The sequence below is a fragment of the Lysobacter firmicutimachus genome (assembly GCF_037027445.1).
Lineage (GTDB): Bacteria > Pseudomonadota > Gammaproteobacteria > Xanthomonadales > Xanthomonadaceae > Lysobacter > Lysobacter firmicutimachus.
In genome coordinates this window covers 878,136-898,422 of sequence record NZ_JBANDL010000002.1, presented here as the reverse complement: position 1 = coordinate 898,422, position 20,287 = coordinate 878,136, and the positions used below count along the sequence as shown (strand labels likewise).

22 protein-coding genes are annotated in these 20,287 nt (G+C 70.3%); 8 read left to right on the top strand and 14 right to left on the bottom strand.

What is annotated here, in order from left to right:
- Positions 1-199: 199 nt before the first annotated feature.
- Complete coding sequence (locus tag V2J18_RS03835; RefSeq protein ID WP_336131040.1) at positions 200-1,366, bottom strand: winged helix DNA-binding domain-containing protein; 1,167 nt, start codon at positions 1,364-1,366, stop codon at positions 200-202.
- 61 nt (positions 1,367-1,427) lie between these two features.
- The gene (locus V2J18_RS03830; protein ID WP_064747701.1) at positions 1,428-1,616 is read right to left on the bottom strand and encodes a CPXCG motif-containing cysteine-rich protein; all 189 of its coding nucleotides are present in this window, start codon (positions 1,614-1,616) and stop codon (positions 1,428-1,430) included.
- Between the two features lie 263 nt (positions 1,617-1,879).
- On the opposite strand from V2J18_RS03830, the gene V2J18_RS03825 reads away from it, so the two are divergent.
- Entirely contained in the window at positions 1,880-2,383 is a 504-nt protein-coding gene (locus tag V2J18_RS03825; RefSeq protein ID WP_064747645.1) for a hypothetical protein, read from the top strand.
- A gap of 252 nt (positions 2,384-2,635) precedes the next feature.
- On the top strand, positions 2,636-3,772 hold the full coding sequence (locus V2J18_RS03820; RefSeq protein ID WP_425606096.1) for a PQQ-dependent sugar dehydrogenase: 1,137 nt from the start codon (positions 2,636-2,638) through the stop codon (positions 3,770-3,772).
- A 132-nt stretch (positions 3,773-3,904) separates the two neighbouring features.
- On the opposite strand, the gene V2J18_RS03815 is transcribed toward V2J18_RS03820, so the two are convergent.
- Positions 3,905-4,708 (bottom strand): lytic transglycosylase domain-containing protein, encoded by an 804-nt coding sequence (locus tag V2J18_RS03815; RefSeq protein ID WP_336131037.1) that lies wholly within the window; start codon positions 4,706-4,708, stop codon positions 3,905-3,907.
- Positions 4,709-4,875: 167 nt separating this feature from the next.
- Positions 4,876-5,067, bottom strand: a complete 192-nt coding sequence (locus V2J18_RS03810) for a hypothetical protein (protein WP_064747648.1) — start codon at positions 5,065-5,067, stop codon at positions 4,876-4,878.
- A gap of 468 nt (positions 5,068-5,535) precedes the next feature.
- Here V2J18_RS03810 and V2J18_RS03805 point away from each other — a divergent pair, with 468 nt between their 5' ends.
- Together V2J18_RS03805 and V2J18_RS03800 are read left to right on the top strand one after the other, a co-directional pair.
- Complete coding sequence (locus V2J18_RS03805) at positions 5,536-6,822, top strand: APC family permease (RefSeq protein WP_336133053.1); 1,287 nt, start codon at positions 5,536-5,538, stop codon at positions 6,820-6,822.
- Positions 6,823-7,102: 280 nt separating this feature from the next.
- Positions 7,103-7,678, top strand: a complete 576-nt coding sequence (locus tag V2J18_RS03800) for an NADPH-dependent FMN reductase (RefSeq protein WP_064747649.1) — start codon at positions 7,103-7,105, stop codon at positions 7,676-7,678.
- Positions 7,679-7,771: 93 nt separating this feature from the next.
- Here the strand turns inward: V2J18_RS03800 and V2J18_RS03795 are convergent, their stop codons facing one another.
- The 4 genes from V2J18_RS03795 to gnd all read right to left on the bottom strand — a co-directional run bounded on the left by V2J18_RS03795 (position 7,772) and on the right by gnd (position 11,872).
- On the bottom strand, positions 7,772-8,551 hold the full coding sequence (locus V2J18_RS03795) for an N-acetylmuramoyl-L-alanine amidase (RefSeq protein WP_186442566.1): 780 nt from the start codon (positions 8,549-8,551) through the stop codon (positions 7,772-7,774).
- Positions 8,552-8,652: 101 nt separating this feature from the next.
- Positions 8,653-9,129 (bottom strand): hypothetical protein, encoded by a 477-nt coding sequence (locus V2J18_RS03790; protein WP_064747650.1) that lies wholly within the window; start codon positions 9,127-9,129, stop codon positions 8,653-8,655.
- A gap of 220 nt (positions 9,130-9,349) precedes the next feature.
- Positions 9,350-10,603, bottom strand: coding sequence for a family 8 glycosyl hydrolase (locus V2J18_RS03785; protein WP_336131034.1), 1,254 nt, complete (start codon positions 10,601-10,603; stop codon positions 9,350-9,352).
- A gap of 327 nt (positions 10,604-10,930) precedes the next feature.
- Entirely contained in the window at positions 10,931-11,872 is a 942-nt protein-coding gene (gnd, locus tag V2J18_RS03780; protein ID WP_425605935.1) for a phosphogluconate dehydrogenase (NAD(+)-dependent, decarboxylating), read from the bottom strand.
- Between the two features lie 256 nt (positions 11,873-12,128).
- Here gnd and V2J18_RS03775 point away from each other — a divergent pair, with 256 nt between their 5' ends.
- Positions 12,129-12,530 (top strand): YciI family protein, encoded by a 402-nt coding sequence (locus V2J18_RS03775; protein WP_336131032.1) that lies wholly within the window; start codon positions 12,129-12,131, stop codon positions 12,528-12,530.
- Positions 12,531-12,551: 21 nt separating this feature from the next.
- On the opposite strand, the gene V2J18_RS03770 is transcribed toward V2J18_RS03775, so the two are convergent.
- From V2J18_RS03770 to V2J18_RS03750, 5 genes are all read right to left on the bottom strand, one after another.
- Positions 12,552-13,430 (bottom strand): aldo/keto reductase, encoded by an 879-nt coding sequence (locus V2J18_RS03770; RefSeq protein WP_336131031.1) that lies wholly within the window; start codon positions 13,428-13,430, stop codon positions 12,552-12,554.
- Between the two features lie 84 nt (positions 13,431-13,514).
- Positions 13,515-14,066: an HD domain-containing protein gene (locus tag V2J18_RS03765; RefSeq protein ID WP_336131030.1), complete on the bottom strand. Its 552-nt coding sequence runs from the start codon at positions 14,064-14,066 to the stop codon at positions 13,515-13,517.
- Positions 14,067-14,208: 142 nt separating this feature from the next.
- The gene (locus tag V2J18_RS03760; RefSeq protein WP_336131029.1) at positions 14,209-14,631 is read right to left on the bottom strand and encodes a RidA family protein; all 423 of its coding nucleotides are present in this window, start codon (positions 14,629-14,631) and stop codon (positions 14,209-14,211) included.
- Positions 14,632-14,777: 146 nt separating this feature from the next.
- A complete protein-coding gene (locus V2J18_RS03755; protein WP_336131028.1) occupies positions 14,778-15,470 on the bottom strand; it encodes an HAD family hydrolase in 693 nt (230 codons plus the stop codon).
- Positions 15,471-15,832: 362 nt separating this feature from the next.
- Positions 15,833-17,350, bottom strand: a complete 1,518-nt coding sequence (locus tag V2J18_RS03750) for an amidohydrolase family protein (protein WP_336131026.1) — start codon at positions 17,348-17,350, stop codon at positions 15,833-15,835.
- A 175-nt stretch (positions 17,351-17,525) separates the two neighbouring features.
- On the opposite strand from V2J18_RS03750, the gene V2J18_RS03745 reads away from it, so the two are divergent.
- From V2J18_RS03745 to V2J18_RS03735, 3 genes are all read left to right on the top strand, one after another.
- Positions 17,526-18,206: an SIR2 family NAD-dependent protein deacylase gene (locus V2J18_RS03745; protein WP_064747657.1), complete on the top strand. Its 681-nt coding sequence runs from the start codon at positions 17,526-17,528 to the stop codon at positions 18,204-18,206.
- Between the two features lie 133 nt (positions 18,207-18,339).
- Positions 18,340-18,834 (top strand): SRPBCC family protein, encoded by a 495-nt coding sequence (locus tag V2J18_RS03740; RefSeq protein WP_064747658.1) that lies wholly within the window; start codon positions 18,340-18,342, stop codon positions 18,832-18,834.
- Entirely contained in the window at positions 18,834-19,724 is an 891-nt protein-coding gene (locus tag V2J18_RS03735; protein ID WP_336131024.1) for a sterol desaturase family protein, read from the top strand. The genes V2J18_RS03740 and V2J18_RS03735 overlap by 1 nt, the downstream gene beginning before the upstream one ends.
- Here V2J18_RS03735 and V2J18_RS03730 read toward each other — a convergent pair.
- The gene (locus tag V2J18_RS03730; protein ID WP_336131023.1) at positions 19,697-20,149 is read right to left on the bottom strand and encodes a hypothetical protein; all 453 of its coding nucleotides are present in this window, start codon (positions 20,147-20,149) and stop codon (positions 19,697-19,699) included. The genes V2J18_RS03735 and V2J18_RS03730 overlap by 28 nt on opposite strands.
- Positions 20,150-20,287: the final 138 nt, after the last annotated feature.

The window sequence follows — 20,287 nt, the reverse complement described above, 5'->3', positions numbered from 1 at the left end:
GCCGCCGCGGTTCTGAACCGATCGGGCGCCGTAACCGTTAAAGCTACGTTGGCTTAACCACAGCCCAGGCGAATGGCGTTAGGTCGCCCCGCCCGCGAGTCCACCGCGGACGCTAAAACGTGACCCGAGCGGAGCTTTGCGGCGCTAGCCGCGGCGCCTGGCGCCTGAACACAACACAACCTTTACGAACGCTGGGCGCTCACGGGTCGGCGGCGACGAAGCGCACCTCGTGCCGGGCGCATTCGCCGGCGACCACCGTCATGCAATCCAGCGCCTCGCGTTCCAAGGCCTCGCGCACCGCCGCCGGCAGGCGCGGCTTGAACGGGGCGATCGACAGCGTCGCCGACGCCGCGCTGCGTTGCAGCTTCCAGGTGCCGGCGACGAAGCCGTCGACCAGAAAGGTCGCCGCAACCAGGCCGTTGCGGGTGAAGATCGCGCTACGCCGTTCCGGGTCGAAGATCCGCGACCGTTCGGCATGGGCAAGCAGAACGTTGTCGAACTCCGGCAGCAACCGCGGCGGCGCCGGCAGGGCCGGATCCGGACGCGGCGCCCCGGGCAGGTCGAACAGTTCGGTACCGGTGTCGTCGCAGCCGCTCCACAGGCGTGGACGCAAGCGCTGCAGGCGCTCGCCGGTGGCCGTCAGGCCAGACCATACCGCGGCATCGCGGGCGCTGGCCGGGCCGAAGGCGGCCAGGTAGCGCAGCAGCAGCGCATCGACCGCCTCGTCGCCGCCGTCTTCGCCGATGTCCACGCCGAGCCAGTCCGAGGCCAGGGCGAAACGCGCCGGCGCATGCTCGTCCCACAACCCCGCCGGCGGCACATGCACCACCGGCTCGGCGCCGCGCACCAGCAGCGCGAGCTCGCCGGTATCGTGCCCGGGCCAGCGCGCACGCAAGGCTTCGCCGAGCGCTTTCGCGCTCAGCGCGGTACCGCGCAGGACGGCGCGGCCGGCTTCGCGCACGTCCGCCAGATCGAGCCCGTCCAGTGCCCGCGCATGCCCACTGCGCAACGACAGGCGTTGCAACGTGGGTTGCAGCGCCGGCCGCAATGCTCGGTAGTCGGCGGCGCTGACCAGGTGCAGGGTGCCGCGCATCATCGTCGCGCGCACCACCTGGCGCGCCCGCATAGCTTGGCTCAACTGCTCCATGCGAAACCCGCGCAGCCGCGTCCACAAGCCCAGATACGGCGGATTCGGCGCCTGCGCCTGCAATCCCACCAGGCGCTCGATCATCGTCAGCGGCGACTCGTCGCTGCGTTCGAGCAGGCTTTGCCGCGCCAGCAGCGCGCGATTGAGCGCTCGCCTATCCAGCCCCCCGGCAGCGCCGCCGGTTGCGGCGGCACAACTGCGACGCGCGTTCGGGCTCATCGGCTCCGGCGTCCGCACGACCCGAACGGCAGACGGTTCGCGCAGCGCTCGAGTGACGCGGTCATGCTTCGTCCTCGGCATGGACCGTCACGTCCGGTACGCCATCCTCGTCCAGCTGCACATCGACCACGATCGGCCGGCAGCAGACCTGGCAGTCCTCGATATAGCGTTGATCGCCGGCGGAGTCGTCGATCAGCAGCACGATCGCTTCGCCGCAGTACGGGCATTGGACTTCGACGCCGGGCAACATCCTGATCTCCTGCGGACGGATCTCGACGGAACGCGGCGGCAGCATGCGACGGCCGCCGCGCAGCGTCCAGTGACGGCCCTCATCCCAGCGGCGTCCCGGCGCCGTCCGTCGCCTGCCGCGCCCCGCTCACCCCGCGCTAACCCGAAGCGGCGGATGCTCGTAGCAGTACGGCCCGGACCGGCATCGGCCGTCGTGCCGGTTCAGGCGAACCGCGTCCGCCGCGACGCGACGACGGCGCAGCGACTCGTGTCCGGAGACCCGACATGAAGACCCGCCACGTATTCAGCACGCCCGACCTGGCCACCGCGCAGGCCACCATGGACGCCGCCCGCGACGCTGGCGTGAACGACGCGGATATCCTGCTGATCGCCCGCTCCGACATCGAGCTGGAATCGATACCGAACGAACGCAAGGAGGCCGACACCGACCTGATGCCGGCCGCGCTGCGCGGCGCCGGTTACGGCGGAGCGGCCGGGCTGCTCGCGGGCCTGGTCGCCGTGGTGGTGACGCCGATCGGCCTGACCATCGCCGGTGCGGCGGCGGCCGCGGCCGCCGGTGCGATGGTCGGTTGCTGGGCCTCGGCGCTGATGGGATCGGCGTTGCCCGATCCGATTCGACGCAAGTTCGACGATCAGATCCGCCAGGGCCGAATCCTGGTGGTGATCGACGGCGACCGCGACCTGTTGACCCAGGCCGAAGCCAGCGTGCTCGCGCGCACCGCGGGCGCCGTGTTGCTGCCGTTCGACGCCCCCAAAGCGCTGGCCTGAGCCCGTCGGCCGGCGTCCGGTCGGACCGCTTTCTTGCCGCACCGCCTCCCGCGGCGCGCACCATCCTCACATCTGCGTAGCGCGGTGTCCGCATTGCGCGCGTGATCGCGTTTGCGGTTCGCCGCGGCGCCTGCGCCTGCGCCGCGAACTGCCGAACCGGTCGCAAGACCGGGTCGGGTTCGATGTCAATCTCGGCCGGCTTTCCCACCCCGACCTGGCCATCGAACACGGAGATCCGCAATGAAACGCTCGATGCTCTCCACCGTCTGCTTCGCCGCGCTCTTCGGCGCCACCGCCGTGGCGGCGGTCCATTCGGCCAACGCCTCCGCGCAGGACGCAGGCGCCGAAACCGCCAAAGCGCCGCCGTTCACCGCGACCGAAGTCGCGCGTTTCAACGAACCGTGGGCGATGACCTTCCTGCCCGACGGCCGCCTGCTGGTCACCGAGAAGCGCGGCGCGCTCAAACTGCAGACCCTCGGCGGCAGCGCGATCACCGTCAGCGGAACGCCGGCGGTGGCCTACGGCGGCCAGGGTGGGCTCGGCGACGTGATCCTGCATCCTCAATACGCCACCAACAAGCTGATCTACATCAGCTACGCCGAGCGCGGCAGCACCAGCGGTACCGCCGGCGCGACGGTGATGCGGGCCAAGCTCGGCTATGGCGCTACCGGCGCATGGCTGACCGAGAAGACGATCATCTGGCGTCAGCCCAAGGTCAGCGGCAGCAACCACTACGGGCACCGCCTCGCGTTCGGCCCCGACCGCAAGCTGTGGATCACCTCCAGCGAGCGGCAGAAGTTCGACCCGGCGCAGGATCTCAACTCTCCGCTCGGCAAGGTCATCCGCCTCAACGACGACGGCAGCGTGCCCACCGACAACCCCTTCTACAGCCGCGGCGGCGTCGCGGCGACGGTGTGGTCCTACGGCCATCGCAATTTGCTCGGCATCGCCTTCGACTCGCAGAACCGCTTGTGGACCCATGAGATGGGGCCCAAGGGCGGCGACGAGCTGAACCTGATCGAGCGCGGCAGCAACTACGGCTGGCCGCTGGTCTCGCAGGGCGATCATTACGACGGCACGCCGATTCCGCGCCACAGCACCCGCCCCGACCTCAACGCACCGGAGAAGTGGTGGACACCGGTGATCGCGCCGGCCGGCTTCGTGATCTACTCCGGTACCCGCTTTCCGGCCTGGAACGGCAGCGGCCTGATCGGCGGCCTGGCCTCGCAAGCGCTGATCCGGGTGACCTTCAGCGGCAGCGGCGCCGCCGAGGCCGAACGCTTCCCGATGGGCAAGCGCATCCGCGAAGTCGAGCAAGGCCCGAACGGCGATGTCTGGTTGCTGGAAGACGGCAGCAATGCGCGACTGCTGCGGCTCACGCCGTTGTAAGCAAGGGCGTGCGTAAGGGAGCTAGAAGCGAGCGGCAGGTCGCGCTCGCTTCTCGCTGCGACGCCCCGAAACCGGCACGAACGCAGAAAAGCGGCGGCTTTCGCTTCGTCCTCGCTGCCCTGCGCTTGGCTCTCACTGCGCCGCGCGCAAGGCCGGCGTGCCGGTACCCAGGGCCAAGCGGTACAACTGATGCAGCGCCTGCACCTTGGCGATGTAGTCCTGGGTTTCGCGGTAGGGCGGCACGCCGCCGTAGCGGGTCACGGTGCCGATGCCGGCGTTGTAGGCCGCCGCGGCCAGCACCAGGTCGCCCTTGTAGCGGCGCATCAGGCTCTTGAGATGACGCGCGCCGGCGGCGATCGACTCAGCCGAGGAGAACGGATCGACCACGCCGTATTCCTTGGCCGTTTCCGGCATCAGCTGCATCACGCCCTGCGCGCCCTTGCTCGACACCGCCTTGGCGTCGAAGCCGCTTTCGGCGTGGGCGATGGCGCGCAGCCAGGCGTCGTCGAGACCGTTGGCCTTGGCCGCGGCGCGGAACTGGCCGGTGAACTTGTCGGTCTGCGGCTTGCCGACCTTGCCCAGGCCGGTGTGGGCCGGTTCGCCCGGCGGGGTTTCCACGGTGAAGCCCATCACCCTTACCGAGCCGGGCAACTTGCGCGTGCTGTAGACGGTCTTGCCGTCCTGTTGCCGCTCGTACAGCGAGCCGTTGATGACGCCCATCTCGCCCCACAGGTTGGGCAGCTTGACCGCGTCGTCGGCGATCTCGCGCGGCTCGCAGCGCGAACCGGGCTCCGGCGCCGTGGCCAGGCTGACGGTGCCGTCGCGCACGCAGCGGTAGACGGTGCGCGCCTGCGCCGCGCCCGGCAGCGCCCATACCGCGACCGCCAGCACGGCGGCCAGGGCGATGGGGACGACACGGGCGGAACAGGCGCTCATGGGGCGCGATTCTAGGCCGCCACCGCCGTCGCGCCAGCGCCGGTGGTCATGCCCGGCGACGGACGTTCATGATCGCGAAGACCGGTTCAGCCTGCTGACTCGCACGCCCCGGCGCCGAACCGGCAACCGCACGCGACGGGGCGGCGCACCGCCCCGTCGCCTCGCACTCAGGTGCCGGAACCGTCGCCGCTGGCCGGCGGCGGGGTCGTGGTCGCATCGGCCGGTGCGGCCTCGGCGGCCGGCGGCGTGCTCGATGCGGCCGGCGCGTCGGTGGTCTCGCCCTTGCTCGCGCAGGCGGTGAGGCCGAGCAGGCCGAACACGGCCAAGGCGTACAGCGGAGTGCGGGTATCGATCTTCATGGTGCGGTCTACCTCCGTTCGAAATCCTGGCTACGGCGCGAAGCGCCGTTCGGTGCGCGCCGTTGCGGTGCGCGTCTCGACACTGCCGTCGCCTGAATGAACCGCGCCGCCGCCGCGAATCGGATCGCGACGATTCCTTAACCCCCTGCGCGGCGATCCGCGCTAGCGCCCGCGTCCGAACCGTGACCGCTTGCGCGTTCGACGCCGCCGCCGGGCGCGCGGGCGCGCTGAACCCAACACAACGTTTACGAACCGGCCCCGGTGCGGCTTATGCCCCGTCGTTGGCCGCAGATGCCGCAGTGCGGATTGAAAGCCGCCGCCCCCAGGCTCTAAGGTGGCGTGGAACCGGCACGCCTGCGTTCCTCCGCAGCCTCGGCCGCATCCGCCACGAGCGAGGGGAACCATCGTTTGAGCCAGCCGACGCCGCACGCGCCCGATTCGTCCCTGCCTGCCGCCGACGCGGCCCCGATCTCGGACGACGGCCGCACCGGCACCGTCCGCGCGGTCAGCCGCTGGCAGATCGTCGGTCTGTCGATCAACGACGTGATCGGCAGCGGCATCTATCTGTTGCCGGCCACCGCCGCCGCCCTGCTCGGCCCGGCCAGCTTGTGGGCGGTGCTGCTGGCCGGTTTCGCCGTGGCCCTGCTGGTGCTGTGCTACGCCCAGGCGGCGAGCTATTTCGACCAGCCCGGCGGCGGCTATCTGTATGCCCGCGAGGCCTTCGGTCCCTTTGCCGGCTTCGAGGTGGGCTGGATGCTGCTGGTCACCCGCATCTCTACCGCGGCCTCGCTCAGCAACGGCCTGGCCGAAGCGGTGGGGCTGTTCTGGCCGGCGGCGCGCGAGGGCGCGGCGCGGGTGTTCGTGGTCGCCGGCTCGCTCGGCCTGCTGGTGCTGATCAACGTGCTCGGCGTACGCACCGCGGCCCGCGCCGGCGTCGCCCTGGCGATCGGCAAGCTGCTGCCCTTGCTGCTGTTCGTGGTGCTGGGCGCGTTCTACGTCGACCCCAGCCTGCTGCGCAGCGACGCGCCGATGCCGGTCGACCACCTCGGCGAAGCCGCCCTGTTGCTGTTGTTCGCCTATGCCGGCTTCGAAAACCTGCCGGCCGCGGCGGGCGAGTACCGCAACCCGCGCCGCGACGTGCCGTTCGCGCTGCTGACCATGATCGTCCTGGTCACCATCATTTATTTCAGCGTGCAATTGGTCGCGCTGGGCACTCTGCCGGGGATCGCCCAGTCCACCAGTCCGCTGGCCGAAGCCTCGGCGCAGTTCGGCGGCACCGCGCTGGCGCTGATCCTGACCGTCGGCGCGGCGATCTCCATCCTCGGCACCAACAGCAATACGGTGATGATGGGGCCGCGCTATCTGCTGGCCCTGTCCCAGGACGGCTACGGGCCGCGTGCGCTGTCGGCGATCCATCCGCGCTTCCGCACGCCGGCGCGGGCGGTGCTGCTGCTCGGCGCGATCGCCCTGGTGCTGGCCCTGACCGGCTCGTTCAAGCAACTGGCGCTGCTGTCGGTGGTGGCGCGCCTGTGCACCTACATCGGCACCGCGGTATCGGTGCTGGTGCTGCAAAAGCGCCATCGCGGCCGCGAAGGCGCGCTGCACCTGCCGGGCGGCCCGCTGATCCCGTTGGCCGCGATCGCGCTGTCGCTGGGCTTGCTGGCCAGCGCCAGCGCGCAGAACCTGATCGCCGCGGCGATCGCGCTGGCGATCGGCGCGGTGATCTACAAGTTCCGCCGCGCGCCGGGCGCCTGAGTTCCGCCGCCCGTTCGTCCATGGGTTTTCGCATCGCTGCGCGGCGATGCGCAGACCGTCTAGGCGCGACCGCCCCGGCCGATGCGGCCGCAGCGGCGCGGCCCCGGGACGACGATGACGCCCGGCTCAGCGTCTGCGCGGACCGCCCGCCTTACCCTCGCGCGCCGGCGCTCGCGGACACGACCGCGACAGCGCGCGAGCCCCCGCCGCGGACGCCGCTTGACCTCAACCAAAGCTGAGGTCCTAGCCTGCGGTCATGTTCCCTGCCGCGAAACTTCCGATGAATTCCGATATCCGACTGGCGCTGATCTACGGCAGCACGCGCGAGGGCCGGTTCTGCGACGTGGTGGCCGACTGGGCTCAGCGGCGGGTCCAGCGCCACGGCGGCTACGCGGTCGAGCGCATCGATCCGGCCGACTGGCCCCTGGCCGGCCCCTTGCTGCGCGGCGACGAGGCACGCCTGCAGCAACTGCGCCAGCGCCTGCACGGCGCCGACGCTTTTCTCGTCGTCACTCCGGAATACAACCACGGTTATCCCGCGCCGCTGAAGGCGCTGATCGACGCTTGCTACGAGCCCTGGCGGGCCAAGCCGGTGGCGTTCGTCAGCTACGGCGCCAGTTCCGGCGGCATGCGCGCGGTCGAGCAATTGCGCCAGGTCTACGGCGAACTGCATGCCGTCACCCTGCGCGATTGCGTGCACCTGATGCATGCGCGGCGCTTGTTCGGCGCCGACGGCGAACTGCGCGATCCGCAAGCCGCGCACGAAGCCATGAGCGTGCTGCTCGCGCGTCTGGGCTGGTGGTCGCGCGCCCTGCGCGAAGCGCGCAGTGTCCTGCCGTACGAGGCCGCGGCCTGACTCCGGCGGGTTGCGCGCCTTCGCGGACACCGCCCGCCGCGTCCGATTCCCTGCGGCGTCGCCGCAGCGGAGCTTGGACGGGGACCCGAACGCTCAGCGGGCCGTCGGCGTCGAGTCCGGCAAGGCCATCCGTTGCAGCTGCAGGTCGTACAGCACCGCGGCGTCCCCCGGTTGCCATTGCCGCTCTTCGTGGCCGCGATAGCGCCGATGGAACGCGGCCAGCGCCGCCTCCGGATCGCTCAGGTCGTAACCGATCAGACGCAGCGCCGCCCAAGGGTCGAAACCCGGCGGCGGTTCGGCGCGCGGCTCGCGCGGCCACAGGCCATAGCCGGCCTGGGCCAGCTGCTGCCAGGGAAACAGCGCGCTCGGGTCGCTCTTGCGCCCGGGCGCGAGATCGCCGTGGGCGACGATGGCGTGGGGCGGGATGCCCAGGCGCGCGGTCAGGTCGGCGAGCAGGCGCAGCAGGCTCTGGATCTGCGCCGGCGCGAACGGCTCGCTGCCGTCGTTGTCGAGCTCGATTCCGATCGAAGCGGAGTTGAGGTCGGTCAGATCGCCCCAGCGGCCGGCGCCGGCGTGCCACGCGCGAGCTTCGTCGGCGACCAACTGGTAGATGCGGCCGTCTTCGCCGATCAAATAATGGGCGCTGACCGGACCTTGCGAGTTGCGCGTCTGCAAGGTCAGCAAAGCCCGCTCGGCGCTCTCCATTTGGGTGTGGTGCAGCACGATCAGCTGCGCCTTGCGCGCATTGTGGTTGGGCGAACCGCGCCACTGCGCCAACGGGTTGTGCGCCGGCTGCACGGTGGCGCAGCCGGCCAACGACGCCGCCAGCCACAGCGCGGCAACGTTTCGTCTGGAGAAAACGCAAGCGCTCACGCCGGAATCGCTCTCGGGGTCGGTCGCAGCGCCGATGATGGCGCGGACGCGCCATCACGGCAATGCGCGCCGCCGGCTACGAGCCGGGCGCGTGCGTGCGATTACTGGCAGCCGTCCGGCCCGCAGGGGCTCAAACCGCGCCCTTGCAAGACGCTGTCGGCGTTCTTCTTGCTTGCGGCCTTTTCTTCGCGACGCTGGGCCACCGTCTTGCACACGCGCTCGACCCGGTTGCTGCCGGTGGTCCGAATGCGTTCGCAGACCAGGCGATCGTCGTCCTGCTTGCCGGCGTATTCGATCCACGCCATGTGCAAGCGGGCCTGGTCTTGCTCATCGGCGCTCAATTGTTCGTAGCTGCGACCGTTCAGCAGTTCGAGCAGCTTGTCCTGGCGCTCGCGCACTTCCTGCCGGGTGGCGATATCGAGCTTGCCGTAAGCGCCGCGCTTGGCTTCGATATCGGCGCGGATCTGCTGCTGTTGCGTGATCACCGCCTGGGCGTCGAACGGCACGCGCTCGGGAGCGGCCACCGCGGCGCCGGCACAGGCCGCGGCCAGAATCAGGGTCAGTACGATTTTGCGCATGGTTCCTTTGCCTCGTCTGTGGCGGCGCGAATGCCGCAGCCGGTCCATCGCCGTAGCGACCCCGGCATTTCCGTGGATGATGGTGCCGCCGTCCCCCGGCGGCGCTTCGATCCTAACCGCGACTGGCGACACACTCCATAGGATTTGTCGCCATGATCGGCAAAGTGGCGCGTCGTTGCAGTCCGGCCGGAGCGGTGCGCGCCGCTCCGGCCGGCGCGGCTCAAGGACGCAACCAGTTGTTCGACACCGCCAGCATCGACAACAGGCGCACGCTGTCGCCGTAGTAGTCGCCGGCGCTGCTGGTGGCCATGTGATTCCACAACCGGTCCAGCCAGGCTTGCCCGTCCGGGTCCACCGTCGCGGCGACCGCGAACGGCGCGGTGAAGAACATGCTGTTGTAGTTCTCCACCACCGATCCGTCGAGCTTGTAGCCGCTACGCACCCGGGCCGGGTCGTTGCCGGTCTTGGAGCGGATCCACTGGCTGAGCTTGCGCGCCGCAGTACGCGAGCGGGCATCGCCGCTGGCGGCGGCGTCGATGCCGATCCGCCACGGCACCCGGCCGGCGTTCCAGGAGTAATAGCCGTCGTAGGCGCCTTCGAGGAACTCCGCCGGCGCCGGCCGCGCGCGGGTGTGGGTGTCGACCACGAAATCCGGCAGCAGGCCGGTATTGGGAGCGTGGCGGCTCTGCATGTCGGCCAGCGCGGCCTGGTGCGCATCGAGCACGCCGGTCCAATAGCTGTCGCCCAGGCGCGAGGCGAAAGCGCGGAAATGGCCCATCATCCAGTCGGAACTGCGGCTGCCGTTGTAGCGGACGGGCGATCCGGAATCGACCCAATCGCCGAGGTGGGTGAGCTTGGTGGTCGGATGGATGTTGCTGCGCCGGATCGCGGCGATGGTCCGCCGCGCCTCGGCCAGGTAATTGACGGAGCCGGTCGAGCCCCATTGGCGATCGGCCAGCAGCAACGCATAGGCCATGTCGAGGTCGCCGTCGGTGGCCGAAGCGGTGCCGCCGACGTTGCGGCAGGACGCGTCCTGCGCCCAGGCGGTCAGGTCCGAGTCGATCTCGCTGCGATGGTTGCGGTTATAGCGGTGCAGGCCGTCGAACAAGGTCTGCGCCTCGGCGTCGCTGCCGGCCATCATGACCGTGATCAGCATGCCGTAACCCTGGCCCTCGGAGACCACGTAAGCATCGTCGGTGTTCGCCACCACCCGGTACTCGCCGGCCTTGCAGCCCGGCTTGAGGTGGCGTTGCTTCCAGGTACGGTAGAACGAAGCCGTCGACTGATCGGCGGCGGCGCGGCCGACGCTGGGGCTCAGCGTGCCGGCCACATAAGGCTGGCGATGACTGCCGAACGGGAAGTTCGGCGCGGCCGCGGCGTTGCCGGCGAGCAGGGCGGCGGACAGCGCCAGGGCAAGGCCGTACAGACCACGGCGCAGCGGCGCGCGCGGGAGGGATCGCGATAGAGCGGACATGGCGGCTTCTCCGAAGGGGACGAGGGGCGAATCGCCGCGCGCAGCCTCCTGCGCACGACCGCACAAGGCGGACGCGTGAGCACCGACGGATTGGGAAAGCGGACGGCGACGGCGTCCGTTCGCTGACGCGACGGACGCGAGCGCAGGCTAACGCGCCTGTATTACCGCCGCCGTGACCGCACGTGTGAAGCCGGCATGCCGGCCTGCACAAATCGGTGAAGCGGGGATTGGGGATTGGGGATTGGGGATTGGGGATTGGTAAAACCGAGAGTTTTTGCAGGCTCGGCTTTTACCTATCCCCTATCCCCTATCCCCGATCCAGACTCCCTAATCGCCCTGCTTGCGCACCGCATGACCGCCGAACTCGTTGCGCATCGCCGCCAGCAGCTTGTCGGCGAACGAATCCTTCTCGCGCGAGCGCAGCCGTTCCATCAGCGAGGCGGTGATCACCGGCGCCGATACGTCCAGGTCGATCGCTTCGGCCACGGTCCAGCGGCCTTCGCCGGAGTCTTCGACATAGGGCGCGATGCCGTCCAGGCGCGGGTTCTTGGCCAGGGCCTCGGCGCTGAGGTCGAGCAGCCAGGAACGGACCACGCTGCCATGGCGCCAGATCTGCGCGATCTGCTCCAGGTCCAGGCCGAACTCGGCCTTGCGGCCGAGGATGGCGAAGCCTTCGGCGTACGCCTGCATCAGGCCGTACTCGATGCCGTTGTGGACCATCTTGGTGTAATGACCGGCGCCGCTCGGTCCGACCCGGCCCCAGCCGCGCTCCGGCGCCGGCGCCAGGGTTTCGAAGATCGGCCGCAAGCGCTCCACCGCCGCGTCCTCGCCGCCGATCATCAGGCTGTAGCCTTCCTTCAGCCCCCAGATGCCGCCGCTGGTGCCCGAGTCGACAGAGTGCAGGCCGTGCTCGGCCAGGCGCGCAGCGCGACGCTGGGTGTCCTTGTAATTGGAGTTGCCGCCGTCGATCACGGTGTCGCCCGGCGACAGCAGCGGCAACAAGGCCTCCAAGGTCGCGTCCACCGGCGCGCCGGCCGGCACCATCAGCCACACGGCGCGCGGCGCCGGCAGGGCCGCGACCAGTTCCTGCAACGATGCCGCCGGCGCGATGCCGCGCGCCGCAGCCTGTTCGCGCGCGGCCGCGCCGGGGTCGTAGCCCGTCACCCGATGCCCGCCGCGCACCAGGCGCTCGGCCATGTTGGCGCCCATGCGTCCCAGACCGACCATACCCAGATCCATGCCGTCTCCTTGATTGCGTTCGTTGCGCAACGGCGGCGCCGTTGCGGTGCGCGGCCATTGTCGCGGCTTGCGCGGTAATCCGTCGTGATCGCTCCCCACGTGGGTCCAGCCCGGCCGGCCGCAATCGCGACCGCTGCAACGCTGCGGTCCAGGCTCCCATCCGGGCGCGCACCGAAAAGATCGAAAAAAACTTTACCGCCGATGTCGATCCGCGCTGCGCCGGTTCGTCGCCTAGGCAAGAGCGGCGATCCGGCCGCGCTCCTTCCCACCTCAACGGAATACCTCCATGCGCTTCATGCTGCTGATGATCCCCCAGGGCTACGAAACCGCCGCCGCCGACGCCGTGCCCAGCGTCGAACAGGTCGCGGCGATGACCGCTTACAACACCGCCCTGTTCGAGTCCGGCGTACTGATCGGCGGAGAAGGCCTGCACCCGCCGGCGACCGGCGCCCGGATCAGCTTCGCCGACGGCAAGCCGCGGGTGGTCGACGGTCCGTTCCCGCAAGCCAAGGAAATGCTCGGCGGTTACTGGATGATCGACGTCGCCTCGCGCGAGGTGGCGATCGAGTGGGCCAAGCGTTGCCCCGCTTCGCCGAACGAGATCATCGAAGTGCGCCGGGTGCAGGAGTTCGAGGACTTTCCGCCCGAGCTGCAGGCCGCAGCGGGCGCGGAAGCGGCGCAGGCCTGAGCGGCCGCGGCGCGAGGCGGCTCAGGCCACCTCGCGCCCGGCCCCGGCTTGCCAGATCGCATACCAATCCTCGGCGCTGAGCCGCAGCGACAAGGCGGCGGTCGCCTCGCGCAAGCCTTCGATGCGGCCGCTGCCGGTGATCGGCCACGGCCGCGAGGGGTGGCGCAGCAACCAGGCGTAGGCCAGGGTCGCCGCCGAGGCGTCGCCGTAGCGCGGCGCCAGCTCGGCCAGCACCGCGCGCACCCGCTCGGCGCGTTCGTCGCCGCCGCCGAACAAGCGTCCGCCGGCCAACGGCGACCAGATCATCGGCCGCACCCCCAGGGCCTGGCATTGATCCAGGGTGCCGTCGTCCAGCGGCGCCGGGTGCAGCGGCGAGCATTCGATCTGATGCGTCTCCAACCGGTGCTTCGCATGCAACAGGGCCAGCTGCGAAGGACTGTGGTTGGACACGCCGACGTGCAGCACCTTGCCCGCGGCCTTGAGCGCATCGAAGGTCGCTGCCAGTTCGTCGACGTCCATCAACAGATCCGGCCGGTGGATCAGCAGCAGGTCGACGCGATCGGTGCGCAAAGCGCGCAGCGACTGCTCGACCGAAGCCACGACATGATCGCGCGAAGTGTCGTAGGACTTGATCCGATGCTGCGGGCGCTGTGCCGAGGTCAGCTTGATCCCGCACTTGGTCACCAGGCGAACCCGGTCGCGCAATCCTGGCGAAACCGCCAACGCTTCGCCGAACAGGCCTTCGACCGTGTAGTCGCCGTAGATGTCGGCGTGGTCGAAGCTGTCGATGCCCAGCTCCAGGGCCGCCTCGATCCAGCGCTGGCGCTGGCTCAGGTCGAAGTTCCAGTCGCGCATGCGCCAGGCGCCGGCGACGATGGGGGACAGTTGCAGGTTGGCCATTGGGGATTCGGGATTCGGGATTCGGGATTCGGGATTCGGGATTCGCGCTCAGTCTAGCGGCGACTGGCGGCCGGGCGCAGGCGGCTAGAGTTCGTCCACCCGCGCCAGCAATCCGTCGAACACCGCTTCCAACGTCGGGTGCGCCCCGCGCAGCCCGGCGACCACCTGCGCCGACCAGGCGAAGTACTCGCGCTTGCGTTCCGGCGGCCAGTCCTGCGGCGGGGCGGCGAGCAGATCGCGCAGGTTGCAAATCTTGTCGGCAAGCTTGACCCATTGCGCCTCGCGCGAAGCCCGCGCGGCGTGCTCGATCTGCAGGCGTTTGCGTTCGCTCTTGGGCAGGCCGCGATCGTCGCTGACCTCGATCACCACCGCGGCGATGCGCGGGCCGAACGCGGCTTCGATCTCGGCGGCCGTGGTTTCGGTGTCCTCGATGGTGTCGTGCAGCAAGGCCGCGCACAGCACCACCGGATCGTCGATGCCGCCCTCGTTGGCGAGCACGTCGGCCAGCGCGATAGGATGATTGATGTAGGGAGACGCCTCGGTGTCGCGACGACGCTGGCGCCGGTGCCGCTCGGCGGCGAAGGCGGCGGCGCGGATCAGCAAGGCGGTGTCGCGGGGGTTCGGGCTGGAAGGCATGGCGTTCTCCTGGCGGTGCGCGGGCCTGCGCTCAGCCGTAGGCGCCACGCAGCGGAAGCTGCGCGGCGCGTCGGGAGCGAAAGGGACGGCCGAGGCGCGGAACCGCGCAGGCCGTGCCGCCATTGTAGCGCCGTCAGGCCGCTCAGGCCGCGATCGCGGCCAGGGCTTCGATCTCGAACAGCATGCCGTCCAGAGCCAATCGCGGCACCGGGATCAGGGTGCAGGCCGGGCGATGGTCGCCGAACGCGGCGGCCAGCTCAGCGCCGAACACGTGCAAACGCGCTTCGTCGTGGTCGACCACCAGCACGGTCAGCTTCGCCACGTCTTCGGCCTGCGCCCCGGCCGCATTCAGCGCGGTCAGCAGATTGCGCAGCGCCTGGCGGACTTGAGCGCGGAAATCCGGATCGAGCGCGCCGTCGGCGGTCTCGCCGCCCTGTCCGGCGACGAACAACCAGCGCGCCGGCGCGGCGACTTCGGCCAGGTGCGAATAGCCGTTCGGCGCCGGGTCGTAGAGACCGGCGGGATTGCGAAGCGCGACGACGGATGCATTGCGGACAGCGTTCATGAGAATCCTTGCGATGGGGAATGGGTTCGGCCCGGCCGAGAATCCGGCGCGCGGGTGGCGGCTTCCGCCGCCTGTCGGGATACGACGATCCACCCCGCGCGCCCGTGACATGCGCATCTTCGCCGATGCGCCTGCGTTGCGCCCGCTTACCGCTGGCGCTGGCTGCGCTCGTCGTCGTCGTTGCTGGCCGATCGCTCCCCGGTGCGCCAGATCGGCGTCTGCGCATCCAGGCACAACGCGCCGGCCTCCTCCAACCACTGCCGCAAACCGGCCGGCTCGCGGTAATGATGGCCGTGCGCGCCCAATGCCACGGCCGCGGCGACATTGGCCGCATCGTCGTCGACGAACAAGGCGTGGCCGGCCTCGACCCCGGCATAGGCCAAGGCCGCGAGCAGGCAGTAGCTGTCGGGCTTGGCATGGCCGAGTTCGCTGGAATTGACCACCGCATGGAAGCGCTGTGCCAGCCCCAGCGCCTGCAGGTCGCGCGGCAGGCGCGAGGTCGCGTTGGACACCAGCACCCGCCGCAGCTCCGGCCGGCAGGCGTCGAGCAGGGCCAGCACCTCGCGGTCCAGCTCGCCGACCGCGGCCGACCAACGCATCACCGCCTGCTCCGCTGCGCTGTGGGGATACGCGCGCTGCAAGTCATGCGCGACCCGCTCGCGCCATTGTTCGTCGCTGATCCTGCCGAGCAAGGCCTCGTCGCGCAGCTCCGGCGCGAACGCCGTGCGCCGCAGGCTGCCGGGCGGCAAGCCATGCGCGGCTTCCAAGAGGTGGTCGTCGTCCGGCCACCGGCGCAGTACGCCGTCGAAATCGATGAGCAGGGCATCGAATCGCTTCACGCCGTGGTTCCCGTTGGCCCGGCGCCGATTATCCGCAGCCAGGCCGTTGCGCGTCGTGACGGTGGCCGGATCGGCGCGCGGTCGCGGCGAATCGGTCGGCGCGTGACGGACCTCACATTACAAAACATCCGTACGCGTCGCGCTGTCCGCTTGCGCCGGCGCACCCCGTGATTGTTCTATCGAGACCGATGCGATGGCATGGATCGCCACAGAGACATGGACAGTCGCGGGCGCCGGTCGCCTTTTGCGATCCCTGCCAGGACGGCACTGCCGCGACGCCCCTCCGGGGGCGCGCGGCAGGGGGTCGCGTTCTGCCCTCGCCCGCGGCCCGCGCACCGCTGCTCAGCGCCGCCTGCGGCGGCCTATTCGGCCTGCGGCGCGAGCCGCTCGGCGAGGCCGCGCTCGAACGCCGCATCCTCGGCCAGGGCCGCCTCGATCCGCGTCTGCGGCCACCACTGCCCGCGTACGAACACGCCCGCGACCCGCGCGACGTTGTGGATGTCGGCCAGCGGGTCGGCGTCCAACAGCACCAAATCGGCGCGCTCGCCTTCGCGCACCGCGCCACGGCCGCGCTCGGGATCGAACAGGCGGTGCGCATTGATCGACGCCGCGCGCAATACCTCGACCGGGCTCAGGCCGATCTCGCGCAGTTCGATCATTTCCTGCTGCACCGATACGCCGAACGCCAGCCCGGGCAGCGCCGCATCGGTGCCGACGGTGAGCGGTACGCCGCGTTTCCACAGTTGCCGGGTCAGCACGCGGGCGAAGTCGTAGCCGGCGGAGAAGCTGTCGGCGCCGTCCTGGGCGCGGAAGGCCTCGCTCAGATATCGGTTGGCCGGCGGGTTCCACTCGCGTCGGGTGACCGGATCGACCCGCTGCGCCCAGTCGCCGGGCACCGCCGGCACCGCGCGCTGCACGTACATCGCGACGATGGTCTTGAGCGTGACCAGGGTCGGCGTGACCGAGGCGCCGCTGACCGCCACCGCCTGCGCCAGGGCGTCGATGTCGGCGGGCGCCAGGCCGCTGCCGACGCGGGCGTAGCGAGCCAGCTCTTCGCTGTGTGCGATGTTGCTCAGGGGATGAGCGAAGGCGAACGCGCGGTCGGCGCAATCGGCGCAGCCCAGCTCGGGCAAATGGCCGGTGGTGATCAGCCCTTGCCGCTGCGCTTCCTCGACCACGGCGCGGTAGGTCTCGCGATTGAGGAACTGGTACGGCTTGATGAAGTCGTAGCCGCGTTCGCGCGCCCGACGCACCGCGGCGATGCCGTCGGCGGCGGTGGTCGGCGCATCGACGGTCGAGGCCGGCACCGCGCCGTCGGGCTTGGCCGCGACCGCCGCACGCGGCCCGTTGATGCGCTTGCCGACATACAGGCGTGGGCCCGGCATGCGCCCGGCGGCGATCTCGTCGCGCAGCCACAGCAGGTTGTCGTCGCTGGCTGCACTGCCGCCGAGGTTGGCCGCACCGGTGACTCCGGCGCGCAATAGGTTCAACAGGATGCGGCGGTCGTAACGATGGCCCTGGTCCAGCGGCAGCCCCGCCAGCACCGGGTCTTTGCTGGCGCGGATCGCGCCCTCGTTGGCCAGATGCACGTGCGCGTCGACGAAGCCGGGCACCAGGTACTTGCCGCGCCCGTCCACCACCTCGCCGTCCTGCGGCCGCAAGACCGCGCCGGCGTCGAGGATACGGGCGATGCGGCCGTCGCGGATCAGCACCGTGCGATGGCGCAGCACTTCGTCGTTGTCGGCCGGAATCACGGTGACGTCGCGAATCGCCCAACGCGCCTCGTCGCGCGGCGCCGCGGCCGCCGGCGGCGCCGCGGCGAGCCCGATGCCCAACAGGCCCACGAGGCTGGAGACGCCGATCCGGACCCATTTGCTCATGCTGCTCTCTCCCGTTTGCGCCATTGGAAGCATAGGCGCAGCGCCGGCCATCCCGCACGCCGCGCCGCCGCGACCGCCCGGCCGCGCAACAACAGATGCGCCGCACGGCGATATAGTTGAAACAGGATAGTTCGAGCAAGGCGGCGCCGATGCGGCCGCCCGGCGAGAGAGCCCCATGAAAGACAAGATCGTCGTATTCACCGGCGCCGGCGTCAGCGCCGAAAGCGGTCTGAAGACCTTCCGCGACATGGGCGGGCTGTGGCACCGGCACCGGCTGGAGGACGTCGCCTCGCCACAGGGCTGGCAGCGCGACCCGGCCACGGTGCTGCGCTTCTACAACGAGCGCCGCGCGGCGGTTCTGGCGGCGCGGCCCAACGCCGCCCACCGCGCCATCGCCCGGCTGGAAGAGAAGTACGAGGTGGTGGTGATCACCCAGAACATCGACGACCTGCACGAACGCGCCGGCTCCAGCCGAGTCGTCCACGTCCACGGCGAAATCCTCAAGGCGCGCAGCACTGCGCTGCCGGAGCGGATCTATCCGCTCAAGGGCCCGGCCATCGAACTGGGCGACCGTTGCGAACGCGGCAGCCAGCTGCGCCCGGACGTGGTCTGGTTCGGCGAAGCGGTGCGCCACATGGACGAATCGGAAATGCATTTCTCCACCGCGTCCAAAGTGCTGGCGATCGGCACCTCGCTGAGCGTCTATCCCGCCGCTGGCCTGGTGGCCTATGCGCCGTTCTCGGCCGAGCGCTGGTTCGTCTCGCCCGAGCCGCAGGAGATCCCGCGCGGCTACCGCTTCCTGGAAGGCACCGCGACCGCGGTAGTGCCGCCGCTGGTCGAGCAATGGCTGGCTTGAGCCCGTTCGGCCGCCGTACCGGGCGCGCCCGCGGCGCGGCGCCGCTCCCCTCGCCGTCGGCGAAACCGGCCGGCCTGCGCAGAACCCGCGCCGGTGCGTGGATTTGCCGGCAACGCCTGCCTAGACTGGCCGCATGCACCTCCGCCTGCTCGCCGAACGCAGCATCGCCGCCGCCCCCGCCGCGGTGTACGCGCTGGTGCTCGACGGCAACCGCTTTGCGCCCTTGTTCGAAGGCTACGGCCCGATCCCGGGACTGGAACGGATCCAACCGCTCGGCCCGGTCGAAGTCGGCGCAGTGCGCGAAGTACGCGACCTGCGCGGCGCGGTACTGCACGAACGCATCACCGCGCTGGAACCTCCCCAACGCCATGCCTACACCTTGTACGACCTGCCCGCGCCGCTGTCGTGGCTGGCGCGCGAAGGCCGCGCCGAGTGGCGCTTCCAGGCGATGGCCGATGATCCGGGCGCGACCCGGGTCAGCTGGCGCTACGATTTCGAATTGACCGGTCCCTGGGCCTGGCCGCTGGCGTGGCCGGTGCTGCGCGGAGCGATGCAGCCGGCGATGCGGGGCTGCCTGGAGCGCATCGCCCAGACCCTGGAACAAGCCTGGCGCGCGGAGCGGCGTTGATGGAAGAGTGGATCCTGCTCGGCCTGGCGCCGATATTCCTGATTCTGATCGCGGCCGAAGCCTGGTACTGGCGGCGGCGCGCGCCGGAACGCTACAGCTTGCGCGATACCGCCTCCAACGCCGCGCTGGCGCTGATGCACCAGGCCAGCGACGCGATCGCCTGGCTGCTGGTGATCGGCCTGTACTACGCGGTCTACGCGCACCGCCTGTTCGACCTGCCGCCGGCCTCGCCCTGGACCGTGGCCGCGCTGTTCGTCGCCCAGGATTTCTTCTATTACTGGTTCCACCGCGCCAGCCACCGCATCCGTTGGCTGTGGGCCTCGCACGTCACCCACCACTCCTCCGAGCGGCTCAACCTGTCGACCGCGTTCCGGCAGAGCCTGACCTATCCGATCTCGGGCATGTGGCTGTTCTGGCTGCCGCTGGCCTGGATCGGCTTCGAGCCGCGCCACATCGTCGCGGTGGTCGCGATCAACCTGGCGTTCCAGTTCTTCGTCCACACCCAGGCGGTGGGCAAGCTCGGTTGGTTGGAGAAGGTGTTCAACACGCCCTCGCACCACCGCGTCCATCATGCCCGCAACCCGCAGTACATCGACCGCAACTTCGCCGGCGTGCTGATCGTCTGGGACAAGCTGTTCGGCACCTACACCGAAGAGGACGACGCCGTGCCCTGCGAGTACGGCATCGTCGGCCAGGTGCGCGGGCACAATCCGATCCGGCTGACCTTCCACGAGTGGATCGCGATGTTCGGCGACGCCTGGCGCGCGCGCGGCCTGCTCGGCGCGCTGGGGCAGTTGTTCGGTCCGCCGGAGCGCTCGCACTCGCACCTGCGCGCGAGCGCGGCGGCGTCCGAGGCGGCGACTCAGGTCTTGGGCGAGAGCCCGAAGTAGGCATAGGCGGCCGACACCGCCAGCCCCAGCCAGGCCTGCCCATGCGTGGTCAGCGCCGGCAGTTCCTTGGGGTGGTACAGGCCGACCAGGAAGGCGCACAGCCCGGCGCCGATCCACACCAGCACGTACAGCACCGAGACCACGGTCACCGCGCGCGTCGCGTTGGCCGACGCGCCGGCATCGAGCACCCGCGCGCCCGGCGCTTCGCCGGGCTTGGCCAAGGCCAGCTCGGCGATCACCAATGCCGACACCAGGCCGCCGATCACCGACAAGGCCTGGGCCATGCCGTCGTTGAAATAGCTGAGCGGATACAGCGTGCAGCCCGGACCGGACACGCAGTCCACCACCCGCACCGCCACGCTGATCAGATGGACGTAGACGCCCAGCAGGATCATCGAGATCAAACCGCCGAACAGAGTTTTCATGCGCCCCCCAGCCCGCTCGCGCGCGATCGCCGCAGGGGCGGCGCCGCTGCGGCGCGCGTCCTCGCCGGCGCCGGCTTGCGCCGCGCCGAGCCCCTGTCTGCTCCAGCCAACGCGGCGCCGTGCCGGCTTAGGCCAGCG

What these genes read in the sequence shown, in the direction of transcription:
- V2J18_RS03735 (WP_336131024.1), top strand. Translation starts at nt 18,834, where the DNA reads ATGGAAGAGTGGATCCTGCTCGGCCTGGCGCCGATATTCCTGATTCTG.
- V2J18_RS03815 (WP_336131037.1), bottom strand. Translation starts at nt 4,708, where the DNA reads ATGAGCGCCTGTTCCGCCCGTGTCGTCCCCATCGCCCTGGCCGCCGTG.
- V2J18_RS03830 (WP_064747701.1), bottom strand. Translation starts at nt 1,616, where the DNA reads ATGTTGCCCGGCGTCGAAGTCCAATGCCCGTACTGCGGCGAAGCGATC.
- V2J18_RS03800 (WP_064747649.1), top strand. Translation starts at nt 7,103, where the DNA reads ATGAATTCCGATATCCGACTGGCGCTGATCTACGGCAGCACGCGCGAG.
- V2J18_RS03820 (WP_425606096.1), top strand. Translation starts at nt 2,636, where the DNA reads ATGCTCTCCACCGTCTGCTTCGCCGCGCTCTTCGGCGCCACCGCCGTG.
- V2J18_RS03835 (WP_336131040.1), bottom strand. Translation starts at nt 1,366, where the DNA reads ATGAGCCCGAACGCGCGTCGCAGTTGTGCCGCCGCAACCGGCGGCGCT.
- V2J18_RS03740 (WP_064747658.1), top strand. Translation starts at nt 18,340, where the DNA reads ATGCACCTCCGCCTGCTCGCCGAACGCAGCATCGCCGCCGCCCCCGCC.
- V2J18_RS03790 (WP_064747650.1), bottom strand. Translation starts at nt 9,129, where the DNA reads ATGCGCAAAATCGTACTGACCCTGATTCTGGCCGCGGCCTGTGCCGGC.
- V2J18_RS03750 (WP_336131026.1), bottom strand. Translation starts at nt 17,350, where the DNA reads ATGAGCAAATGGGTCCGGATCGGCGTCTCCAGCCTCGTGGGCCTGTTG.
- V2J18_RS03770 (WP_336131031.1), bottom strand. Translation starts at nt 13,430, where the DNA reads ATGGCCAACCTGCAACTGTCCCCCATCGTCGCCGGCGCCTGGCGCATG.
- V2J18_RS03760 (WP_336131029.1), bottom strand. Translation starts at nt 14,631, where the DNA reads ATGAACGCTGTCCGCAATGCATCCGTCGTCGCGCTTCGCAATCCCGCC.
- V2J18_RS03745 (WP_064747657.1), top strand. Translation starts at nt 17,526, where the DNA reads ATGAAAGACAAGATCGTCGTATTCACCGGCGCCGGCGTCAGCGCCGAA.
- V2J18_RS03775 (WP_336131032.1), top strand. Translation starts at nt 12,129, where the DNA reads ATGCGCTTCATGCTGCTGATGATCCCCCAGGGCTACGAAACCGCCGCC.
- V2J18_RS03825 (WP_064747645.1), top strand. Translation starts at nt 1,880, where the DNA reads ATGAAGACCCGCCACGTATTCAGCACGCCCGACCTGGCCACCGCGCAG.
- V2J18_RS03765 (WP_336131030.1), bottom strand. Translation starts at nt 14,066, where the DNA reads ATGCCTTCCAGCCCGAACCCCCGCGACACCGCCTTGCTGATCCGCGCC.
- V2J18_RS03785 (WP_336131034.1), bottom strand. Translation starts at nt 10,603, where the DNA reads ATGTCCGCTCTATCGCGATCCCTCCCGCGCGCGCCGCTGCGCCGTGGT.
- V2J18_RS03810 (WP_064747648.1), bottom strand. Translation starts at nt 5,067, where the DNA reads ATGAAGATCGATACCCGCACTCCGCTGTACGCCTTGGCCGTGTTCGGC.
- V2J18_RS03730 (WP_336131023.1), bottom strand. Translation starts at nt 20,149, where the DNA reads ATGAAAACTCTGTTCGGCGGTTTGATCTCGATGATCCTGCTGGGCGTC.